Genomic DNA, 21,886 nt, shown 5'->3' with positions numbered 1-21,886 from the left:
GGCTTCCTTCAGATCCCACCTCGCGATGGGCACCCTTGCCTAGCCTTGCGGTTCCGGTCATCTCGGCCCGCGGAGGACTTGCACCTCCTATCTACACAACATGCCTGGCGCACAAGAAGGCCGAGCCACCCCTGGGATGGCTCGGCCTTCTTTGCTTACTGGCAGCGACTTCGGACTCGGGACTGACGGACCGATTCCAAGGAAAAAAAGAAGGGTTCGAGACCTCAGGCGGACTCGACTTCCGAATCGAAGACGCGCACCTTGGCCCAGCCCTCACGGTTCTCGGCAATGAACGTCAGGTGGTCCGGCGCTTCCTGATAGAGATCATGCGACGCCTTCGAGTCGAACACGACGTGCAGCGCCACGTCGAAATCACGGTCGTTGACCGGTCGGTCGAGCTCTTCCTGAAGCGTCCCGCAGGCGAAGAAGACAACGCCCGGATGCGCGACCAGGTACTTCTTGCAGGCGGCGACCAGATTGTCTCGGCTCGACGCAGACTTGTCTTTCAAGGTGAAGTAGACGTTATGGGCCAGCATGATGGCGACTCGATCAGGGATTGAGGCTGGGGAACTTCAAACTCGATGTCATCATACTAGCTCTCGGTGATTCTTGCGCTCGGGTGGCGTCGGGAAAACCGCCGTAAGCGCTCCCCGAACCAGGCTCTCTCCCGATTTTGGGAATGCGCGTGGAGCTCGCTTGTTATGCGTGTTTATTGCTGACTGGCAGCACTACGCCAAGCGTCTTGCGGATAGTCTTGGCATCCACGGGGCGGACGATCCCACGCTCGGTGATGATTGCGTCGATCAACTGGGCCGGAGTGACGTCGAAGGCCGGGTTGTAAACCGCGATGCCCGCAGGGGCCGTCTGACATCCGAAACCATGAGTGACTTCACGAGGATCACGCTGCTCGATTGGGATCGACGAGCCATCAGGAAGTGTCAGGTCGAAGGTACTGGAGGGGGCGGCGACGTAGAAGGGAATGCCGTGCGCTTTGGCCAGGAGGGCCACTCCGTAGGTGCCGATCTTGTTGGCGGTGTCGCCATTGGCGGCGATCCGATCGGCGCCGACGACCACCATCTGCACTTTGCCTTCTTTCATGACCTGAGCGGCCATGTTGTCGCAGATCAGGGTGACAGGAACCCCGCGACGCTGCAATTCCCAGGCGGTTAGCCGTGCCCCTTGCAGGAGGGGACGGGTCTCATCGGCGAAGACATGAACGGTTTTCCCCGCGCTGTGGGCGGCGAAAACAACCGCCAAGGCGGTGCCATAGTCAGCCGTGGCCAGGCCGCCGGCGTTGCAATGGGTGAGAATCCCCTGCCCCGACTCGACGAGTTCCGCTCCGAAGCGGCCAATCGAGCGGCACATCAGCTTATCCTCGTCGGCGATCGCCCTCGCCTCGGAGAGGAGCCGTTCGAGAAGGCTCGGTCCGTCGAGCCCGCGATTCTCCTCGATCGTCCGCTCGATACGGTCGAGGGCCCAGAACAAGTTGACCGCTGTCGGCCGGCTGGTGCGCAAATAGGCGCTGGCGTTCAGAAGGCCAAGTCGAAGCGCTTCGAGGTCGCCTGTCCCGGCCTTCTGCCCCCCCAGCACCGCGCCGAACGCCGCGGCGATTCCGATCGCAGGAGCCCCACGGACTCGGAGCGATCGAATCGCCTCCCAAACACTCGAGACATCACGACAGTCGATCCGCAAGAATTCGGTGGGCAGTCGGGTCTGATCGATCAGCCGGACATGCCCGTCGATTGCGTTACCAACCCAGCCGAGGGTCTCGAGCGTCTGGTCCGCGGTGTCAAGGCTCACAGATCGTCTTCCTCATCATCATCTTCGTCGTCCGACTCTTCCGGATCGATCCAGACGTAGAGTTCGGAATAGACGTCCCAAATGCTCTTCATCGCCGACTTGAGGTCGCCCGGCTTGAGCGGAGCATGGGCCCCGGTGTAGCCAGCCACTTCGGCCGCGATCTTCAAGAGGTCGACGTTCTGCCGTCGCATCTCGAGGAAGATCTGGGTCTGGGTATCCAGTTCAAGCGCCTCTTCAAGCGCCTCTTCGACCTCGTGCTCGTGACCTTCGTGCTCTTCTTCGTGACCGTTTTCGAATTCATTCTCGCTCATCGTCGTTTTTCTCCGTGGAAAATATGAGGTGTTGGGAAGGGATGCTGACCGGGTGTCAGCCGTTGAATAAAGCCCACCCTACAAAGTGCTCGAAGATTCGGCCAGGGCATTCCAGGGGGAATAGGGAAGTCCGAAAGTCTCGGCAACGGCCAGGTTGGTGACCCGCCCTTGATCGATGTTAATCCCCTCGGCGACTCCCGCGTTCGCGGCGGCCACGTGCCGCCAGCCCTTGTTGGCGAGTTGCAGAAGGTAAGGCAGTGTTACGTTGCAGAGGGCGTAGGTGCTGGTCCGCCCGACCGCCCCCGGCATGTTGGTCACGCAGTAGTGGACCACGTCGTCGATGACGTAAGTTGGGTCGCGATGCGTCGTCGGCCGGCTCGTCTCGATACAACCCCCTTGATCGATTGCGACGTCGACGATGACGGCCCCTTGCTTCATGCGGGCCAGATCAGCACGACGGACGAGCCTTGGAGCGCGCGCTCCGGTCACCAGCACAGCGCCGATGACCAGGTCGGCCCGCGTGATCGAGTCGAGGATCATGTGACGGTCGGAGTAGAGGGTCGTCACATTCGGCGGCATGATGTCGTCGAGGTAGCGGAGCCGGTCGACATTGACGTCAAGAATCTTGACGTTAGCTCCCAGCCCGGCGGCCACCTTGGCGGCGTTCGAGCCAACCACACCTCCACCCAGGATGGCGACCTCGGCAGGCGCCACGCCCGGCACGCCCGCCAGTAAAATCCCTCGCCCCTCTTGAGGACGTTCGAGGTATTTGGCCCCCTCCTGAATACTCATGCGGCCAGCGACTTCACTCATTGGGGTCAAAAGGGGCAGATTGTTCCGGCTATCACGCAAGGTTTCGTAGGCAATGGCGGTGATCCCGCTCTGAATAATGGCGCGGGTCAACGCCTCGTCGGCAGCGAAATGGAAGTAGGTGAAGACCGTCTGCCCATGGCGGAGTAGAGGCCACTCCGTCGACTGCGGTTCCTTGACCTTGACCACCAGGTCGGCGGCGGCCCAAACTTCGGCGGCTTGCCCGACCACCGTCGCGCCCGCAGCCAAATACTCGGCGTCCGCGATCCCACTCCCCTGCCCTGCGCCTGCCTCGATGAGCACGGTATGCCCGGCCGCCGTCAGTTCTTCGGCCCCGACCGGCAAGAGAGCGACCCGGTACTCATCGGACTTAATTTCCTTGGGCAACCCGACAATCATTCCATCGTCCCCTTCCGAGAGGCCAGGCGAACCCGCGTCCAACGAACTGACCCCGGTCTCACTTTGAGCCGGGGTCGTCGAGTTTTACCGAGAGAACGGTCGACGGATTCGCGCGGACCGCCAGGTCAGGCCTTGGGCAATCGCGGGGGCTTTTCGCGGGTGCCTTTCCAGTCGGCAAGCACCGCCTTGATTTCATCGAGAGTCACATTGCCATGGTCGGGACCCGAGTTCCAACGCTCGGTGATCGACTTGAAGCGTTCGCGCAAGATGCCTTTGGGCAGGAACTTACCGTGAAACTTCTTCAGAAGCCGGGCCCTGGGGTCGGCCGGCACTCTGACATCGGCTGCTTCCTTGACTTCCGCCGGCGCCTCGGGGGTGGTGGCCGTTGCCGCGTTATTCGCCATCGAAATCTCCCTGACCTTCCTCGAGAAGCGCGTGCGAAAAAAAATGAAAAACCAGCGAGGGGCGGTCCCTCCGACTCATCGCAAGAGCAAGGGAAACGCCGCGCACCTCGTGAGATGCGGCCAGTTTAATCGATCATACGCCGGAATGACAAGCAGAGGAAGTCGAGCCAACGGACAAATGCCAACTCTCTTGCCAGAGACGAGGCGATTCGACGCAGCCGAATGAGTGCCGTCACGCCAACAATTTTTCGATCACCTGGCCTTCCACGTCGGTCAACCGGAAGTCTCGGCCCTGGAATCGGTAAGTCAGACTCGTGTGCTTCAGACCAAGCAAGTGAAGCACCGTCGCCTGGATATCGTGGATGTGAACACGGTCTTCCACCGGTGCAAAGCCGAAATCATCGGTCCGGCCGAGACTGAGCCCAGGTTTGGTTCCACCGCCGGCCATCCACATGGTTGCCGCGTCGATATGATGGTTGCGGCCCACGAACTCGCGGGGCTCACCCATCGGGGTTCTGCCAAACTCCCCCCCCCACATGACCAGGGTGTCGTCGAGCAGGCCGCGACGCTTCAGGTCGGAAACCAGAGCCGCACAAGGCCGGTCGATCTCGCGGCAGACGTTGTCGAGCTCGGTGCCCAGCGTTTGGCCAGGACCGCCGTGATGATCCCAATCGGTATGATAGAGCTGAACAAAACGGACCCCGCGTTCGACCAGCCGACGAGCAAGTAAACAATTGTTTGCAAACGACGCCTTACCCGGTTCCGCACCGTAGAGAGCGAGTGTCTCGGCAGACTCTCCCGAGGTATCGATCAATTCCGGTGCGCTCGACTGCATCCGGTAAGCCATCTCGTAGGACGCGATCCGGGTTGCGATTTCTGGGTCACCTGTTTCGTCCAGGCGCGACTGGTTGAGGTCCCGGATTGCGGAAATCGCCCGCCGCTGGCTCGCCTCGGAGACGGTCCCGGGGCGGGCCAGATCAAGAATCGGTTCCCCTCCCGACCGTAACGGCACCCCCTGATGGACCGTCGGCAAGAACCCGCTTCCCCAGTTGACAGCTCCTCCCCGTGGTCCCCGGGGCCCCGACTGGAGGACAACGAAGCCGGGCAAGTCGCGTGACTCGCTCCCCACTCCGTAGGTTACCCACGACCCCATGCTCGGACGACCGAACTGAGTGCTCCCCGTATTCGCGAACAGCTTCGCCGGGGCGTGATTGAAGACGTCGGTCGCCACCGAGCGAATGATCGTAAGGTCATCGACTACCTCGGCCAGATGCGGCAGACACTCCGAAACCCACTCGCCCGACTGCCCATGGCGGGCGAACTTGCGCTTGGTGCCAAGCAGTTTCGGAGGATTTTTGGTGAACGTGTCCATGAAGGCGAAACGCCGCCCCTTGATGAACGACTCTGGGATCGGTTGATTCGAGTATTCCTGCAGCTTCGGCTTGTGCTCAAAGAGCTCAAACTGGCTCGGCCCACCCGCCATGAACAGGTAGATGACGCTCTTGGCGCGCGCGGGGAAATGAACGATGCGCGGAGCGGCAGGATCGGCGGACGGCGAATCGACCGCGTGAGCCGATCGCCCCTCACCCAAGAGCGAGGCCAAGGCCATCGTGCCCAGTCCAAGCCCGCACTGGCTGAAAAAGTGCCTGCGTGTCCTCTGGAGCAGCGCCTGGCGGTCATCCATCGGCGATCACTCCCTCGTGATAAATTCGTCGAGATTCAAGACCACTCGAGAAAGGGTCGTCCATACCGATAGTTCGACGGCCGAGCGATTTGCGACCGCTTCGCCCTCTCCACGCTCCTCCCCCAGCAGCGCCTGGAGCCGGGATCGTTCGCCGGCCGTCGGCTGACGACTGAGGCAGAGCCGAAACGCCAGGTCGATTCGAGCGCCGTCGTTCGAGGGCGCTTCACGGAGCAGACGCGCCGCCAATGCCTGAGCAAACTCGAAGGAGGCCTGATCGTTGAGCAGCATCAAGGCCTGAAGCGGCGTGTTCGACCGGACCCGGCGAGTGCAGGCCTGAACCGCGTTGGGGGCGTCGAAAACGATCAGCGACGGGTGCGGCGTCGCCCGCCAGAAGAAAATATAGAGGCCGCGACGATAGCGATCCGGACCAAGGCTCGGCTTCCAGGCGCGATTCATCTGCCCCTGCGTCATCACCCCGTCGGGCTGGGGAGGGAAGACGCTCGGGCCGCCGACCTCCCGCGCGAGCAGTCCGCTCGCCGCTAGGGAGGCGTCGCGAATGACCTCGGCGTCGAGCCGAAGCCGCGTCTGCCGAGCAATCAGCCGATGCCCCGGGTCGACCGCATCGGCGTCGGCCCGCGCTTTCGACGACTGGCGGTAGGCCATCGACGTGACGATCCGGCGATGCATCGTCTTGAGGCTCCATCCGCTGCCGACGAACTCGGTCGCCAGCCAGTCGAGCAGTTCGGGGTGAGAGGGCGGGGTCCCTTGCGTGCCAAAGTCGTTCTCGGTCTCGACCAGGCCGGCGCCGAAATACGCCTGCCAGAGCCGATTCATCGTGACGCGTGCGGTCAGCGGGTTGGCCGGATCGACCAGCCAGCGAGCCAGGTCCATCCGGTTCCTCGTCTCGATCGTTGCGAGGCCGGGGAGCACCTTCGGCACGTCGGCAGTGACTCGCTCTCCCTTCCGGGTAAAGTCCCCCCCCAGGTGGATATGCGTTTCCCGAGGCTGAGCACGCTCGCGGACGACCAGGGTGGTCTCAAATTTTGGCTCCAGTTCCCGGAGCGCAGCGACTTCCGAGGAGAGGCTTTCTGACGCCTCGTCCTGGGCAAGGAAAAGTTCCGTGATGCCTCGTTTCTGGGTCTCGGTTCGCTTCTCAACCGGTTTGTCGAAGGCCGCCTTGATCTCATCGGGCTGTGAGGTCTTGAACGCCGGATTCAGGCCTGCCTCCCAGGCTTTAACCTTGTCCGGAAGGCCGGGATGCGTAGAGGCGAGCTTCTTGTGGTACGAGGCGATCCGGGAGCGAACCGACTGGCGCTTCGCTAACTGCTCAGGCGTGGCAAACTCGATCTGCGGCTCATCCACATTATTGAAGAAGGCGAAGAACTGGTAATATTCGCGCTGACTGATCGGATCGAACTTGTGGTCATGACACTGCGCACAGCCCATCGTCAGTCCGAGAAAAGCGGTCGCCGTGGTCGCGACTCGATCGACGACCGACTCGATGCGGAACTGCTCGAGGTCGATCCCCCTCCTGGTTGATCGGAGTGTTGCGGTGGAACCCCGTGGCAACCTTCTGGTCGAGCGTGGCATCGGGATGCAAATCACCGGCAATCTGATCGATGGCGAACTCATCAAAGGGCATATCGCGATTGAGGGCTTCGATGACCCAGTCGCGATACTTCCAGATCGTCCGCGGAGCATCAATGCTGTACCCATTGGAATCCGCATAACGGGCCAGGTCGAGCCAGGGCCGCGCCCATCGTTCACCGAAATGCGGTGAGGCGAGCAGCCTGTCAACGAGCCGCTCGTAGGCGTCGGGGCGGGAGTCCGAAACAAACGTGTCAACATCCTCGAGCGAGGGGAGCAAACCGGTGAGGTCAAGGCTGACCCGACGAATCAGGGTGACCCGGTCGGCATCCGGCGAAGGCTGTAGCCGTTCTCGCTCGAGTCCGGCGAGAATGAATCGGTCGATCGGATTTTGCCCCCAGTCGGTTCGCGAGACCCTGGGAAGTTCAGGCCGCACGGGCGGCTCGAAGGCCCAATGTTTCGCGCGGGTCGGGTCGGGGGTCTCGCCCTGAGGGGCATGGGCTCCCTGGTCGATCCAGGCTTTCAGCGTGGCGATCTGCTGACCGGTCAGCGGTGGCCGCTTGAGCGGCATCCGTTCCAGTTCGCCCCCGCCGACGACGGCGTCGATCAGCGGGCTCTCCTCGCTCTTACCAGGAAGAATCGACGGTCCGCCGTCGCCCCCCCGAATCGCCGCCTCGGCCGTATCGAGCCGAAGGTTCGCGCGCGGCTTGCTCGCGCCGTGACATGAGACGCAATGCTTGGTCAGGAGGGGCTTCACATCCCGAACGTAGTCCACCGGCTCCGAACCGAAGAGGAACCGCGAGCACACGGTCAGGCTCAGAAGACACCCGAGCATCGGTTTCATGGGGTGGGCTCGCTCTCTGGCAGGGCCGCCGCGACGTTCGGCGGAAACCGTTGGCAGGTCTTCAAGCGGCGAGATCCGATAGAATCTCGGAGGCTTTCAGGTTACTCCGAGCGGCCCTCTTACGCCAGTCATTTTTCCATGTCGCTCCCATCACAACAAAATCATCGGGTCCATACTCCTTGAAATGCAGGACCTCGTGTCCCTGGCACGATGTAACGCAAGAAACTCGAGGTGAATGTTCGGCAAACCATCGCCTCATCTTCGGATTAATCCATGTCGACTTGCACGGGTGGACGTAGTGGTCGTTGGTTTCAGGACACGAGTCCATCACGTGCTCCATGAACTGGTGTCGGTCGGTCCACGAACCTTGATTTCAGAGAGCGGCCACTGAAGTCGTGGATCATCAACTCCGCTGGGTCGAACCGCGACGCACTCGCCAGGGGCTAGCGGAGCCGCCACCAGCCGTGGCATCCACCGAAGTCGTTTTGTGTTACGGCATATTCAATATCTGCAAACTTTTGCCTTATTATATGCATTTTTGTAACTACACAAATTCGACAGCTTCCCCCCTGACAGACTTTTCTGTGCTCTCGCGGGGTCGCTCCCATGACTGGAGCGGGCTATAGTTTTGAGCGTACGAGCGAGTGATCGCGAGGTTATTCATGGAACGGAAATCCCAGCGAGGCCGCCACCGAAATGACGCAATTCCGATTCTCTGGGCTTTTGTTTGCAATCACGCTGGCCTGGGCCGGCTCGGTGACGGCCGACGACGGAATCGAATGGCGCGATATCCGGTCATTTGCGATGGAAGGGCAGGGCTGGAAGGACGTGCAGATGCCGTTCGACCGCCTGCCGCGTAAGGCGGAAGGGGTCGTGCGCCCTCGAATCTGGTCGCTGTCGCGAAATACCGCCGGGCTCTGCGCCCGGTTCGTCACCGACGCTACCGAGATCCACGCAAGATGGACCCTCACCTCCGATCAACTGGCGATGTCCCACATGCCGGCGACCGGGGTCAGCGGCCTCGACCTCTATGCACGCGACGATCAGGGCCGTTGGCGTTGGTTGGCCATGGGAGAGCCGACCGCGATGACGAACTCGAAGGTGCTGGCAAAAGGTATCAAGCCCGGCTCTCGCGAATACATGATCTATCTGCCCCTCTACAACGGTGTCTCCGCCGCCGAGATCGGCGTCCCACGCGATGCAACGATCGCTCCTGCCGAGCCGCGGCCGGAAGGGAGCCGACGACCGGTCGTCTTCTACGGCACCTCGATCACGCAGGGCGGCTGCGCCTCCAGGCCGGGCATGGTCCATACCGCAATCGTCGGCCGGCAACTCGACGTCCCGGTCGTCAATCTCGGCTTCACCAGTAACGGGACGATGGACCCGCCGATCACCGATCTGCTCGCCGAACTCGACGCAGCCGTCTACGTCATCGACTGTTTGCCCAACATGACCGCCCCCGAGATCGCCGCTCGGACCGGACCGCTCGTGAAAACGCTCCGAAAAGCTCGACCCAAAACGCCGATCCTCCTCGTCGAGAGTCGCCCATTCGCTGATTCCACCTTCCTCGACGCACAACGACAACGCATCGAAGCCAGCCGCGCCGCCCTCAAGGCCGCCTACCAACACCTCTTCGCCGAGGGGATCGAGGGCCTGCACTATCTTGATGGCGATCCCTTACTTGGCGACGACGGCGAAGCGACCGTCGACGGTTCGCATCCGACCGATCTCGGCTTCATGAGAATGGCCGATGTCTTCACCCATGCAATCGCCCCGCTCGTGAACAAGCGCATCGCTGGGCAGTGAAGACCTCCCTTTCAACAGGGAGAATGTCGTAAATGCCGCACTTCTCATTTCCGAGACTATTCAAACCATTTTCACAATATTGCGTTCACATTTTGGCATATATTGAGCCCCCGCAATCGCGGTACGGCCGCATCACGAGGTCGGTGCCGAGCGGAAAAATCCGTAAATTCCCGATCGTCCACACGCAATCAACACATGCGCATGCAATTAATGCAATTCAATGCTATCATTTCCACATAGATTGGTTAAAGTCCACGGCGGCTGAGGTCGAACTTGAGGAAGCGCGACGGCCCGTCTGTCTCGGGATGGGTGCGTGCCCCAAGAACGCCGCGAACCTTCGGCGGCCATGCCCTTTTTTCGCGGAGTCCAGATGGGTTCGCTCGATCGTCGGTCGAGAATCCTTGCGACGGCAGTCCTCACTTGGGCGATGTTCTGCTGCGGCTCTGCGTTCGGGCAGGACAATGGGCCCGTGCCGGTTTTGCCTGCCCTCCTCGATCGTATGACCGGCCCGATGTTTCCTCGAATTTCGACGCCGGTCAAGAGACACCTGCGCCGCCGGCCACCCCCCCGCCGGCCCCCGATCACTATCCCGACGGCCCGCGGTCGAGCCGTTTCCTGCTGGGAGATGGGTTCGGCCTCCGCCCCTTGTGGGAGGAGCGAGGCCTGTCCTTCTATGTCTCATCCACCCAGTTCGAGCAGGGGGTGATGGCCGGCGGATTTCGGCAAGCGTTCCGCTGGGGCAGCAAGTTCGACATGCTGGTTCACCTCGATAGCGGTAAGCTCGGCCTCTGGGAGGGGGGAGCGTTCGACCTCTTCGCCGAGTCGCGGCTAGGTCAGTCGGTCGACGGCTTCGCCGGGGTCTTTTCACCGACGAACCTGGCGATGTTCTTCCCCGTGCCCGACGGGCAGATCACGGCGATCACGGGGCTCAAGTTCACCCAGGCGATCACCGAATGATCCGGCATCTTCTTCGGGAAGCTCAACGCGCTGAACGGCGATCGGGAGAAGTTCCTGAAGTACCCGCTGACCTCGCGGTTCTGGAACGCCGCGTTCAACTTCAACCTGGCGCTCGATCGCTATCCGTACTCGGCGCCCGGCGCCGGATTCTACGTGGCTCCGGAGCGGGGTCCCTCGCTGGCCTTTCTGGTGCTGGACTCGTACAACTCGCCCCGAACGAGCGGCTTCGAGAACCTGGGCCGCAATGGCGTGTTCCTCTACGCCGAGGCAAAGCAGCCGACCAAGTTCTTCGGCCTGCCGGGCCGGCAGATTCTCGCGGGCCTGTACGGCACAGGATCGTTCACCGACCTGGCCCCGGCGTCGTTCATCGGCCTGCCCAAGACGACGACCGTCGCGCCTGAAAAGGCCGGGACCTGGACCTTACTCTGGCATGTCGAGCAACAGCTCTGGGTCGACCCCGACAACCCAGAGCGAAGCCTCGGCCTCTACATCCAGACAGGGCTGGGAGACGGCAATCCGAACCCGATCCGCGGGTTCTTGAGCGTCGCCCTCTGCGGCAATAGCCCGCTGTCTGGTCGCGAGGGGGATCTCTACGGGATTGGATACTACGACCTCGGCCTCAGCTCGCAGGCGAAACGCCAGTGGGAGGGACTCCGAGACGAGCGAGGCGTCGAACTCTTCTACAACCTGCGAGTTGCGCCCGGGTGCCACCTCACACCAGATCTGCAAGTGCTCCATCCGGGACTGGGGCCTGGGGACACCGCACTGATGTTCGGCGTTCGCATGAAGCTCGACTTCTGATGACCGGGAACGCAGTGGGGCGGCCCGAGACGACATATGCCTCGATCCATTGCAACCAACCCATAGTTTCGCAACAGTATACGATCGAACCAGCCGGCACACTGTGATTGGTATTGAGCTCAAGCCTGGGTCACGGTTTCCATGATGCTTCTGATGGGCAACCGCGATGTTTCAAAGGCCCCTGGACGCCACGGGCTTGCCCCAGACCGTGGCACCCAGGGCGAGCAACCAAGCCCAATAGCTTACATGCCGGTATCTGTTGACAACAGAAGACGACTGCCTCACCATCCCGTTACCGACTCAACGGTGCCCCTCGCCGGCTCGGATATCGGGCGATCATCTTCGCGTCCTTCCACGGTTTGGCGGTAACGATTTGTGGTTGCCACACCGCCACGGCATGTAAGCTCGAGGCTACTTCTTGAGTACGAGCGTACCGCAGTAGACGACCTTATCTCGGGTCGCCGAATTCCAGGAGTAATTGAGCGTCGTATTTTTCTTCCCGGAGCTCCCCAACCGTCCCCAGTAGGCCGTCGGATATTTTCCATTGGCCAGGGGGCCGGGGACGACAACGACGACGTGTCCGTTCGGTTGAGCCTCGAGGCCCGCGACAACGAGGTAGCCGGCCTCAGCCCAGTTTCTCGCCTCGACACCGGAATCAATCGACCACCAATTCTCGGAGATATGCTTCACGATGTCGTTCGCTTGACCGGAAAGACCGACGCCCAGTTCGGCAGCGACGGCCTTCACGAACCCGCTACAGTTGCCTTGATGCGTGTCCCAGTGGAGCTCGCAGGCCTTGATAAGAAGCTGAGCGTCCATGCTGCTCGCAGCAGGTGTCGGTCGATTCGCAGGAGGCATTTCCTATCCTTCTCTCAACATAGAGACGCCTGACGACAAAAGGACGCGCCCTGCGAGGGGGTGCGCTGCGACCGCCCACACGTGGCAAAGCCCTTTCTGTCCGTGGTGTAAAGCCGGCAAAACCGGACTGCTATCCGCACTTGGGGGCCGGGAGGTTATGGTTCCTCGGCTCGATAAAGCCGGAACTGTTCCAGCGTCTTCTCCATGGTCACGCCCGCTTGGTGCTGGCTCCCCCCGGGCAGGGAAGACCACCGCTTATTCAGCCGTTTGACGGCCTCTTCGATCTTCCCCTCCCGGATCAGGTCATACGCTTTTGATTGTTTAATGATCGCAATCGCCACCCGATCCTGAGAGTCTGCGCTGAAATCAGTCAGGCCTAATTTTTTCTGGTATTCCAACCAGGTGTCCTTTGTAATCATGTACGCGCCGGAAGCGGACGATTTCCTTCCCCACCGCTCCGTCTGATTCATCGGATGATCCTTCAAGTCCTTGAGTTCGCTCCCACCGTACCGCCGTCGGTAGTCGCTTCCCAGGTTGCCATGCGGATAAAACTCCGCCCAACGAATGACCTTGAGGAAAGCTCTGACGTTTTTGGTGCCCTCGGCATATCTGGCCATCTCCTCGACCCGGTCGGGCATCATGATTGGATTCCTTGTGCAAGGCAAGAATCAGGAAGTGGGGACGGCGGGCCGGCTCCAGGCACGGACTTTCCCCCCCTTGACCAGGCGGGCATCCCTGTCAGTTCGGAAATAAAAAACGCGAAACAACCAGCAAATCTCAGCGGATCATCGACGAAATCGATCACCCTGCGGCTGTCCTCAGTCAGAAGGCAATTGAAACCATAAAACCATAGTCGTTATTCCTGATAACTGTGCGTCAACTAAATCCAATGAATAAAATCACAGGAAACCATTGACACTGTCGCCACTTTACCGGGTTTTCCGCCCGGGTCCGTCAACCCGGTGCCGTTGCCAGGGTGTCAAACGAGCCAACCCATGCGAAGGCCCAAAGACAGGGAGCTTACGCTCCCCGCTCGCCTTCCAGGCGAGCGAAATCCATGGCACAATGAATCAATTCATTCTATCTTAATTTCTTAATCTTATGAATCCCGCCGGAGACGAGAGCCGTCGCTCGACCGAGAACGACTTCGTGAGGCTGTTCGTTGGGTTCGGAGATGTGAATCCGGTAGCCAGCCGGCACGACCGAGCGTGGGTCGAGCCTCCAGGCGTGAAGTCGACGACAACGTCAGGTAAACGTCGAGCCGCTTGATTTGTGACACACCATCCTGACTTCACTCATGACCACGATGAGTCGTTCAACCGGCAGGCTATCGACGCGGGCTTCCAAATCGATTCAATATTGAGACAAGTTCCCACGAATACGGACTGCCGTCTCGACGTCGGCGACTCCGGCCCGAAGTCGGTCGGTTTGTTCGTAACAAAAAAAGAAGGCTTGTCGCGGTCGACGATTCCCAGGCCCGCAAACGAGGACAACCTCCGATGACCATTAATCCTAACGACTTTTCCATGAGTCCCGACCGGTTCGACGAGCCTTTTGAGCCCCAGAAGCCGAGACATGGCTGTTTCTACTACGGCTGCATCACTGCGGTCGTACTGGCCATCCTGATGGTGGTGGGAATCTCGATCAGCGGCTATCTGGGATATCAAGCCTATCTCAAGATCGTGAATCAATTCACCTCCCCGACACCGACCCCGTTGCCCAAGGTGGAGATGTCCAAGGAGGATCGCGAAACCCTGAGCCGGCGAATCGCGGCGTTCAAGCGTGCCCTGGATCAGGGCGAAGAGACGGAGCCACTCGTCCTCAGTGGGGACGAGTTGAACGTCATGCTCGCCGATAAACCGGAGTTAGCGGATCGAGTCTATTTCGTCCTCGAGGGAGACAAGCTGAAGGGGCAAGTCAGCCTTCCACTCAGTGAGCTCTCCCTCCCCGGCCTCAAGGGCCGCTACCTGAACGGCAAGGCCGAATTCGGCGCCTCGCTCCAGGACGGGCAACTCGACATCCGGGCCGACTCAATCGAGGTCAACGGCCAACCCCTCTCGCAGCAATTCATGACTCGACTCAGGAAAGTAAACCTGGCCAAGGACTCCGGCAATGATCCCGATAATGCAAAGGTCCTGAGCCAGTTGGAGAGCCTCCAGATCAAGGATGGAAAAGTCACCATCAAGGCAAAGCCGGTGAATGAGCGGATCAACAAGCCCACCCAAAAGGAAGATTCCGAGGACGCGCCTACCCCGAATCCGGACGAGGTGCCTCCGAACGATCCGACGAGAGAGCTCAAACGCACCGGCGCGAGTCGGCCCGATGGACAACGCCTCGAACCGACCGAGAAGCTCGAGAAACCGGCCGGCGAGGAGCAACCGGTCGAGAAGCTCGAGAAACCGGAGACGAAGCCCGAGGAGCACGCTCAGCCCAAACCTTGAGTGATCCGAGTCGCGAGCCCCTCAACAATCGAGGGGCTCGCAAAGTGTGATCAGAGCGTGCGTTCAAGGGAGTCGGTGCGGGGGGCTTTCTCCCCGGATTGTCGCAGCAGGTCCGCATACAATCCACCACGCTCGACCATATTCTGATGGATCCCCTCATCCACCACGTTGCCGTGGTCCAACATCACGATCTGATCGGCGTCGATCACGCTGGCAAGGCGATGTGTCACCTGAATGACCGTGCGGCCCTGAGTGACGGTGCGTAGGGTGGCGAGAAGTGAGGCTTCGGTGGCATAGTCGAGAGCATTGGTGGCCTCGTCGAGGATCAAGATCGCGGGGTCGCGGACCAGGGCGCGGGCGATGGCAATCCGCTGGCGCTGACCTCCGGAGAGTTGACTGCCGCGCTCTCCGACCAAGGTCTCATAGCCGGACGGCAACGACAGGACGAAGTCGTGGATCTCGGCGGCCCGAGCCGCCGACTCGACCTGCGAGAGCGAGGCCGTAGGATCCCCCAGGCGGATATTCTCGAGGATGCTCGTGTGAAACAGAATACTGTCCTGGAGGACGATGCCGACCTGGGCCCGCAACGAAGACCGGGTGACGGTCCGTAGGTCGCGACCGTCGATCCGAATGGTGCCAGCGGTGGGATCGTGAAAACGGAGGAGCAGGCTGAGGATCGTACTCTTGCCCGAGCCGCTCGCCCCGACCAGCGCAACGTGACGACCTTGTGGGATGCGAACGCTGAAGTTCTCGAGCCGAAACGGGCCACCGGGGTACGCGAAGCCAACGGACTCGAAGACGATCTCTCGAGAGAATCGAGGCGCGATTGCGGCGTCGATCGGGTCGACCAGGTCGGGCTGCTCCGCGAAAATCTCATCAATGTGCCTCGCGCTCCCGGCCGCCTGGGCGAGCGTCGGCACAAACTGAGTCACATACGACAGGGCTTCGCTCATCGACAAGAACATCCCCTCGAAGGCGACGAACGTGCCCAGTGAGAGCCGGCCAACGAAAACCCAGTAGGACCCCACTCCAAAGATCAGGAGATGCAGCAAGTAGCCCCCCGTGGAGGCCGATCGTTCGACGAGGGACGAGTAGAAATTGAACCGGAACGCGAGTCCCGACCACTGAGTGCCGCACCGCGCCATCCGGTCGCGGGCGTGCCGCTCCAGTCCGAACGCTTTCACCACGGCTTGGGCGCCCACGTTTTCCTGAACGACGTTCAATAAATCGGCTTCGCGACACCGCTTCTCATAGCCGAGCGCCAGGGCACGAGCCGCGAAGAGGCGAGGGCCCCAGAGCGTCAGCGGAAAAACGAGCAGACCGAGCAACCCCAGCCAGGGGCTGAACCAGAACATCAGCACCGTCGCATAAATGACTTCTAGCAAGGGCAACACGAGCCAGGGGATCAGCGAGACAAGAACGCCTTCCAGGCCAACCAGATCGCCCGAGAAGCGAGACAGGATCGCTCCGGACGGAGTGCGGGGATAATACGAAAAGGGCAAGGATTGCAGGTAGCCGAAGAGCCCCTGGCGGATGTCTCCCACGATCCTCGAGCTGATTCTTGCGGCCAGATAGTCGCAGACGAGGCCGAGGAGTGCGACGGCGACGGCCGCGACGGCCAGGAAGCTCAGCGTCGTCGTCAGCACCCGGTAGTCTCGCCGGAGCAGACCCTCGTCGATGAGGTAACGGGTGGCCAACGGAAAACCGCAGTTGAAGCCGGTTTCCAGCACCAACACCACCGCCAGGCCAAGGCCCAGGGAACGGTAGGGCTTGAAGTAGGGTCGGAGGAATCCGGCCAGAAAGCGAAGTTCGAGGTCATCGCCCTCGTCGTCGTCGGAATCGTCTTGGTCAACACCAGGCAAGTCGCTCATCGAACAGGCTCGCCGCGGGTGGGTGGAGGAACGGGATCCCGACCGTCCCGACGCGACGATCGCTCGATTTGAACGGGCGGAGCGGGGGCACCTGGCTTCGTGAAGAAGCAGTGGCGCATGGTCTCGCCGTCGGGATACCAGGGGAAGTCGCCTTCGTTCGACTTGACCTCGATCTTCCAGGCCCTGGCGACCACCTTCGGGTCCGTCACGGCGAGCCGGAAGCCCTGGCGGAGGAATACCTCCGACCACTCCCAGAGCGTGAGGAACGACCGCACCTGGTCGAACAGGTCGTGGGCCTCAATGACCTCGCAAGTCATGTCGGTGGCGATTCCGCCGTAGTAGACCCCGACCCGACACACCCGAAAAAGCTCGGCGATCGCCACGCCCAGGTCTTCCTCGGGCAGATAGCAGAGGCACGTATCATACACAAAGTCGAATGAATTATCCGGAAACGGCAGCTTGCGGACGTCGCCAAGAAGATTACGCTCCTTCCACTTCTGCGGCGTTCGGGAATGGATGTGCCGGCTGTTCTCCACACCCCAGGCTTCGACGCCCTTTCGAGCGAACGCCTCGAGCGTCTGACCGCTGGCTGAGCCGCAATCGAGAAGCGTGTAGGGAGGCGACCAGCCCCAGATCGTGCGAATCAAGTCGGTCGTGTAGTGCTCACAAAAGTATTCCTCGAAAGACTCCTCGTAGCTGCTCTCGCCGTCGTACTGGTCGTGGTATTCCTCGTCGAGCGCGCTAGAGGGCTGACTTGCGCCCTCCAGCGCGGTGTGCCCATTCACCACCGGTGCGGCATACTTTTGCTTGCGCAACTTGGTGAGAATCAGGTCGGTTACGAAGTCGGCCGAGTCGAGGACGCCGTTGAGCGTCGAGTCGAACAGGTAGTCGCCCACAACGTAGAGGCCGGGATGGTGCTGAGCGGCCGGCGTATGGCGATCGCGAGTCTCGCGAACGGGGTGGCCGCCGGGGAGTGCGTTGATCGTCCCCACCCAGCGGTGGACCCGGCCTTCGAGGAACAGGTCTCGTCCTCGCGCCAGCGGCGCGGGCAAGGAGTCAAGCGTCATGGCGATGAGATCGTCATCGGCGTGGTTGGCCAGGACCAAGGCGTCGTTGCCGGCGAGCAGCCAGCCCAGCACGCCGTGCGGGTCGCACGGTTGGCGTGCCCCTTCATCATACACGCAGCAACCGCCGAAGGCGTCCATCATGAAGTAAGAGCTCTTCACATGGTCGCGCCAGAACGGTTCACGGAAGAGCAGGCTTGTCCGCAAGTAGTGGGCAGGCCGGTCGTAATGGGCCAGATGCTTCTCCATCGCGAGGCGAAGGTCCCGGCCGCCCCATTCCAGCCGCTGCAATGAGTAGTTGGGTAAGGCGAAGACCACCAGATCGAACGAATGTTCCTCGAAAGCCCCCTGGGTTCGGGTCCGCAACCGAGAGGTGCCATCCGAACTACTGGAGAGGGAAACGACGGGGCTCCGGAGACGCACGTCCGCCTTGATGCGTTGCTTGAGGGCGTCGATCAGCCGCTCGATCCCCCCGACGATCGAGTACAGCCGAAGGTATCCGGGCTCATCCATGAGTACGTTCTTCAACCCATTGAGAGCGCTTGTGAGATGGGGCTCGGTGGCCAGGTCGCTCCGAGCCATCACCGTGATGTACCGGCGGGCCTCCTCGTCGGGGATCGCGTCGAGAACTTCGGCGAAGGTCTTGCTCGCCCACTCATGCCGGTTATCGTCGTGCAGATGGCCTTCATAGTATTCGGCCCGGGAGCACAACTCGCGGCAACGTTGCTGAAACGCCCGGATCGCCCCCAACGTGGCTTCGCCAAAATGCTGACGGATGTCGCGTGCGGAATTGAGGATCGAGTCCCCGAGAATGACGCTCGGGCCGTTCATCGGGACGGTCGACAGCCCGAGTGTCTTGACGAGCTGCTTCAGCGGGTCGGGCCCGGTCCGAGAGTAGTCATAGAGCTCAGCCACGCCCGCCTCGTAGAAGACCGGAGCCGTGGCGAACTGCCGCGTGACGACCTTCCCACCCAGTCGAGGCCCAGCCTCGAACAAAGTGACCTCGCAGAGATCCCCGCAGTATTCCTCCAGAAGGTAGGAAGTAAAAAGCCCCCCCGGCCCGCCTCCGACAACCGCGATGCGAGACTTCTTCATCGAGCCACCAGGTTCGCTTTCTCTTGCAAGGCCGTCCGGGTTGATACGACGGAGATGCAGGGCCGGCTGCCACCGCTGCCGGCTGCCACCTGCATATTGCCACTCATTGGAAGGAAGGGGGGGGGCGGAATCGTTGCGGGGCCGGTTTCCGGGAAGGCCTGGTTGATCCCGTGCGTCATTCGCGACTGTGACTGGCGAAGGTCGGTGGCACCAGGAAACCAGCCCGGCCCGCAACGTACGAGCAGAGGTTAGCCGCAACAAGATCCCTCAAGGACCTGGTGACCAAGAGGCGGCGGAGTGGGGGGAGGTGACAATCAATCCTCTTCGAGCTCGACTTCCTTGCCGTCGGGCGAAACGCTGGCCGTGATTTCCTCTTTGTCGCGCGGGCGCTTCCCGTCGAAGTAATACCAGTACACCTTGCCCTCCTTGCGCGACTCGTAGGAGGTCGACACCTGGAAACGGGGCATCTTCTTCTTTAAGGCGGCCGTGACAACCTGCGGAACCTTATCAATCGCGATCTCGTAGGACACCTCGTCGACCTTACCGTCGCCCGTCAGAGTGACCCAGACTTTGCGCTTGTCGGCGTCCACGCCCCCCAGCTCGTAGGTAACATCACCGTCATCCACCGACTTCGACGCGCTGGTCCACTTGGCCTCGGGTACGGCCTCGCTCGCGGCCGCCTTGAACTTGGCCGGAACTTTGCCCAGGTCGAAATCGTCGAGGCTCGCACCGTGCGTCGACTGGCCTAAGAACTGGCTGCTCGCCGCGAGAGCACCGGACGCCAGTACGAACAGAACACGCCGCCGATTCGGAATCGTGACTGCCACAAACTCACTCCTTTCAGGAGCTCTTCAATGAGGGGGACCACTGCGTGGCCCGGGAATGTCCGGACACGACGAGAGTCTGAATCCAACCATATCTGACGCCGCCATAACGCTTGAACAATAAAATATCCTGATTTTTCATAGGAAGCAAGCAGGATGAGTTCAAACAAGACTCGCACTATGTGACAGCATCCCGAAGTGCCTTCAGAAATGGCGTTGAATCAAGCCATAAATAACGGCCACGTCTTGATACGCCATTCACCGCAGGGGGTGCGGCCTCATCGCGATCCAGCGCGTCACCGAGAAGCGTGCCGGGTTGCGGCACGGAGCCTTCCTCCGACTGGTGGAGCGACGGCCTGGCAGTTGGCTCTCTTGAAGAAAGCAGTCCTGAAGTCGAGGTCTGGATGCCCCAACTCACATCGGCGATCAAGTTCAGCGGGGCGGTAGGGCGAGGATTACGCTTGTTGTGATTCGAGTGCCGCACGAATCGCCGCCATGGTTTTTTCCCGGTCGCAGAGTTCCCTGAACTGGTCGCGATCGAGCAATTGTTTGGTGCGGCAGGTCAGCGTCACGGGTCGGGCTAAGGGGTACGTGGCGTCAGACCATTGGATGTCGGGTTCAACCCTGCGCCCCTGACTGTCTCGCACGGTCACTTCGGGGCGATCGACGAAGCTGACCTTGAGATTTCGTTGCTCGTAGCCAACCACTGCGAGAACGTGAAACTCATCGCGTTCGACGTCTTTGAAGAGCGGCACCATCATCCGAACGTCTTCGCTCAGATCGGGATCGTCGCGGTGGGATGCGATCCAGGAGCGGGTCCTGGCCTTGGCGGCCGTGAGCCATCGTTCGTCGCCCCTCTCGAGTTCGGGAACGATGCCGAGTTCATCCTGAACGATGGCCGACGCCCCTGCGAATAACTGCTCCATCATGTGGATCTCGTCGAGCAAAGGAACTCCGGTCTCTCCCGCCGGAGTCGCCCGGTTCCAGGAAAGCAGCACATTCTCCCCGAGTAAAGTCACCAGGCGCTCACTCACGAATCGGTAGGATTCCGCGCGTCGGCGGTAGTGCTCGGCCAGAGGTTCAAGAGTCAGGTGCGGTGAAATCACAAAGGGACATCCGCCAGCGGCGGCCATCTCCACCTGCTTGACGTGACTTTCTCGCGTCATCCCCAGGAGCGATCGGAACAACTGCTGAAGGTCGGCCCGATAGTCGTCGGCGAGTTCCAGCCTGGTCGCCTCGGGAACTTGTTCCGGAACAAGCAGTGGCTCGAGCGCGTGGAGAATGTGGTCGTACCAGCCGCTCTCTTCGGTGGGCACAAGGCTAAGTCGACCATCAGCCACGCGGGCGATGAGTTCCCCGATCAGATCAAAACCGGCCGGAACCGGTTGATCCCCCACGAGCCGTTCCACCAACTGCCCTTCGCGGGACTTCGAGGCTGGAAAGAAGGCTGGGGCCGGTTGCGGAGCGCCCGTGGTTGCCGAACCGGAAAGCAGATGGGGTCGCACCAGCGGATTGGTCAGTGCCAGGAGGGCGAGGTGTGTCTTGTAGGCAGTACGCAACGGCTCGTCCGCTTCCAAGGCCTGCCGCAGGAGGAAGGCCACGTCCTCCGAGAGGGGCTCTTGAAGCGACTTGCTCTGCTGATAGAGGCCGGTCAGCCGTTGGCTCCACGAATAAACGCCGAGCGGGACATCCACCTCCTGTCGCTTGCGAAAATCTCGCAGATATTGGTTCCTCCACAACCTCAAAGGGGTCGGCCAAGTGATGGGATCGGCCGGGTCGTTGTCCCCGACGAGCGAGCGGACCGCCGAAAGAAGGCCGAGTCCCTCAGCCAGTCGGGTGTCGTCGGAGGACCGATCCCACTCGCCCTGGAGTTGGCCCTGCAAGCCCGCGAGGAGGGCGGAACGCCCGCGGAACGTCATCGTTCCTTCGTCGAGCAGGAATTCCAAGGTCGCCACGATGCCGTCATCCACCGCTTTCGCCTTCTGGGCGAGCACGGCGGCGGAGACGAACGGTAGTTCGTCGGGGAGGTTGGCGATGCTCGGATAGAGCGGGGCCTCGAATTGCTCCTCGACGTCGAGCTCGATGAGCTGAACCTCTCCCTCGCGAGGTCGTCTCCCGGCCGCCCCCAGCCGGATTTCATGCCACGAGGCCCGCGGCTCCATCTCCAACCGTAAGACTTGCCGGCTGCGTTCGACGCCAACTTGCAGACCCTTCCAGCAGAAGAATCGAGTGGACATCTCTCACCTCGACAGAATGGCGGATTCCGAAGCTTCAGCTTCACCCCCAACGTCCGGCCAGCGCCAGCCCCCTCCCCTCTCCCTCTTCATGAA

General features: G+C 61.3%; 16 protein-coding genes and 1 pseudogene. 4 read left to right on the top strand and 13 right to left on the bottom strand.

The genetic code is table 11. The features are described from left to right. Window positions 1-224: 224 nt before the first annotated feature. The 7 genes and pseudogenes from V5E97_RS13365 to V5E97_RS13335 form a co-directional block, all read right to left on the bottom strand. Window positions 225-536 (bottom strand): Dabb family protein, encoded by a 312-nt coding sequence (locus V5E97_RS13365; RefSeq protein ID WP_406699815.1) that lies wholly within the window; start codon window positions 534-536, stop codon window positions 225-227. A gap of 163 nt (window positions 537-699) precedes the next feature. Further along, window positions 700-1,800 carry an S-methyl-5-thioribose-1-phosphate isomerase gene (mtnA, locus tag V5E97_RS13360; RefSeq protein ID WP_406699814.1) on the bottom strand — a complete coding sequence of 367 codons (1,101 nt, stop codon included), beginning with the start codon at window positions 1,798-1,800 and terminating at the stop codon, window positions 700-702. Beyond that, window positions 1,797-2,111, bottom strand: a complete 315-nt coding sequence (locus V5E97_RS13355; RefSeq protein WP_406699813.1) for a hypothetical protein — start codon at window positions 2,109-2,111, stop codon at window positions 1,797-1,799. The genes mtnA and V5E97_RS13355 overlap by 4 nt, the downstream gene beginning before the upstream one ends. 78 nt (window positions 2,112-2,189) lie before the next feature. Continuing rightward, a complete protein-coding gene (ald, locus tag V5E97_RS13350) occupies window positions 2,190-3,320 on the bottom strand; it encodes an alanine dehydrogenase (protein ID WP_406699812.1) in 1,131 nt (376 codons plus the stop codon). A 125-nt stretch (window positions 3,321-3,445) separates the two neighbouring features. Then, window positions 3,446-3,724, bottom strand: a complete 279-nt coding sequence (locus tag V5E97_RS13345) for a hypothetical protein (protein ID WP_406699811.1) — start codon at window positions 3,722-3,724, stop codon at window positions 3,446-3,448. A gap of 232 nt (window positions 3,725-3,956) precedes the next feature. Next, window positions 3,957-5,408 (bottom strand): DUF1501 domain-containing protein, encoded by a 1,452-nt coding sequence (locus V5E97_RS13340; protein ID WP_406699810.1) that lies wholly within the window; start codon window positions 5,406-5,408, stop codon window positions 3,957-3,959. Window positions 5,409-5,417: 9 nt separating this feature from the next. Then, window positions 5,418-7,679: pseudogene (locus V5E97_RS13335) on the bottom strand (DUF1549 domain-containing protein); the annotation flags it as partial. A gap of 856 nt (window positions 7,680-8,535) precedes the next feature. Between V5E97_RS13335 and V5E97_RS13330 the strand changes: the two are divergent. The 3 genes from V5E97_RS13330 to V5E97_RS13320 all read left to right on the top strand — a co-directional run bounded on the left by V5E97_RS13330 (window position 8,536) and on the right by V5E97_RS13320 (window position 11,403). Continuing rightward, window positions 8,536-9,645, top strand: coding sequence for an SGNH/GDSL hydrolase family protein (locus tag V5E97_RS13330; protein WP_406699809.1), 1,110 nt, complete (start codon window positions 8,536-8,538; stop codon window positions 9,643-9,645). A 420-nt stretch (window positions 9,646-10,065) separates the two neighbouring features. After that, a complete protein-coding gene (locus V5E97_RS13325) occupies window positions 10,066-10,602 on the top strand; it encodes a hypothetical protein (RefSeq protein WP_406699808.1) in 537 nt (178 codons plus the stop codon). Window positions 10,603-10,608: 6 nt separating this feature from the next. Next, window positions 10,609-11,403 carry a carbohydrate porin gene (locus tag V5E97_RS13320; RefSeq protein WP_406701154.1) on the top strand — a complete coding sequence of 265 codons (795 nt, stop codon included), beginning with the start codon at window positions 10,609-10,611 and terminating at the stop codon, window positions 11,401-11,403. 411 nt (window positions 11,404-11,814) lie between these two features. Here the strand turns inward: V5E97_RS13320 and V5E97_RS13315 are convergent, their stop codons facing one another. Next, window positions 11,815-12,261 carry a hypothetical protein gene (locus V5E97_RS13315; protein WP_406699807.1) on the bottom strand — a complete coding sequence of 149 codons (447 nt, stop codon included), beginning with the start codon at window positions 12,259-12,261 and terminating at the stop codon, window positions 11,815-11,817. A 155-nt stretch (window positions 12,262-12,416) separates the two neighbouring features. Next, complete coding sequence (locus V5E97_RS13310; RefSeq protein WP_406699806.1) at window positions 12,417-12,902, bottom strand: glycoside hydrolase family 24 protein; 486 nt, start codon at window positions 12,900-12,902, stop codon at window positions 12,417-12,419. Window positions 12,903-13,760: 858 nt separating this feature from the next. On the opposite strand from V5E97_RS13310, the gene V5E97_RS13305 reads away from it, so the two are divergent. Continuing rightward, window positions 13,761-14,702 carry a hypothetical protein gene (locus V5E97_RS13305; protein WP_406699805.1) on the top strand — a complete coding sequence of 314 codons (942 nt, stop codon included), beginning with the start codon at window positions 13,761-13,763 and terminating at the stop codon, window positions 14,700-14,702. 50 nt (window positions 14,703-14,752) lie between these two features. Here V5E97_RS13305 and V5E97_RS13300 read toward each other — a convergent pair whose 3' ends face one another. The 4 genes from V5E97_RS13300 to V5E97_RS13285 form a co-directional block, all read right to left on the bottom strand. Next, complete coding sequence (locus V5E97_RS13300; RefSeq protein ID WP_406699804.1) at window positions 14,753-16,573, bottom strand: ABC transporter ATP-binding protein; 1,821 nt, start codon at window positions 16,571-16,573, stop codon at window positions 14,753-14,755. Then, on the bottom strand, window positions 16,570-18,732 hold the full coding sequence (locus V5E97_RS13295; protein WP_406699803.1) for an FAD-dependent oxidoreductase: 2,163 nt from the start codon (window positions 18,730-18,732) through the stop codon (window positions 16,570-16,572). The genes V5E97_RS13300 and V5E97_RS13295 overlap by 4 nt, the downstream gene beginning before the upstream one ends. 314 nt (window positions 18,733-19,046) lie before the next feature. Next, on the bottom strand, window positions 19,047-19,559 hold the full coding sequence (locus V5E97_RS13290; protein WP_406699802.1) for a hypothetical protein: 513 nt from the start codon (window positions 19,557-19,559) through the stop codon (window positions 19,047-19,049). A 452-nt stretch (window positions 19,560-20,011) separates the two neighbouring features. Further along, window positions 20,012-21,793, bottom strand: coding sequence for a hypothetical protein (locus V5E97_RS13285; RefSeq protein WP_406699801.1), 1,782 nt, complete (start codon window positions 21,791-21,793; stop codon window positions 20,012-20,014). Between the last annotated feature and the right edge of the window lie 93 nt (window positions 21,794-21,886).

Source organism: Singulisphaera photorubra, from assembly GCF_045290345.1.
GTDB lineage: Bacteria > Planctomycetota > Planctomycetia > Isosphaerales > Isosphaeraceae > Singulisphaera.
The sequence above is the reverse complement of the archived record's forward strand: the minus strand, read 5'-3'. Positions and strand labels throughout refer to the sequence as shown.

Coding starts and splice junctions, on each gene's coding strand:
- V5E97_RS13365 (WP_406699815.1), bottom strand. CDS start 536: ATGCTGGCCCATAACGTCTACTTCACCTTGAAAGACAAGTCTGCGTCG.
- V5E97_RS13355 (WP_406699813.1), bottom strand. CDS start 2,111: ATGAGCGAGAATGAATTCGAAAACGGTCACGAAGAAGAGCACGAAGGT.
- ald (WP_406699812.1), bottom strand. CDS start 3,320: ATGATTGTCGGGTTGCCCAAGGAAATTAAGTCCGATGAGTACCGGGTC.
- V5E97_RS13345 (WP_406699811.1), bottom strand. CDS start 3,724: ATGGCGAATAACGCGGCAACGGCCACCACCCCCGAGGCGCCGGCGGAA.
- V5E97_RS13340 (WP_406699810.1), bottom strand. CDS start 5,408: ATGGATGACCGCCAGGCGCTGCTCCAGAGGACACGCAGGCACTTTTTC.
- V5E97_RS13330 (WP_406699809.1), top strand. CDS start 8,536: ATGACGCAATTCCGATTCTCTGGGCTTTTGTTTGCAATCACGCTGGCC.
- V5E97_RS13315 (WP_406699807.1), bottom strand. CDS start 12,261: ATGCCTCCTGCGAATCGACCGACACCTGCTGCGAGCAGCATGGACGCT.
- V5E97_RS13310 (WP_406699806.1), bottom strand. CDS start 12,902: ATGATGCCCGACCGGGTCGAGGAGATGGCCAGATATGCCGAGGGCACC.
- V5E97_RS13305 (WP_406699805.1), top strand. CDS start 13,761: ATGACCATTAATCCTAACGACTTTTCCATGAGTCCCGACCGGTTCGAC.
- V5E97_RS13300 (WP_406699804.1), bottom strand. CDS start 16,573: ATGAGCGACTTGCCTGGTGTTGACCAAGACGATTCCGACGACGACGAG.
- V5E97_RS13295 (WP_406699803.1), bottom strand. CDS start 18,732: ATGAAGAAGTCTCGCATCGCGGTTGTCGGAGGCGGGCCGGGGGGGCTT.
- V5E97_RS13285 (WP_406699801.1), bottom strand. CDS start 21,793: ATGTCCACTCGATTCTTCTGCTGGAAGGGTCTGCAAGTTGGCGTCGAA.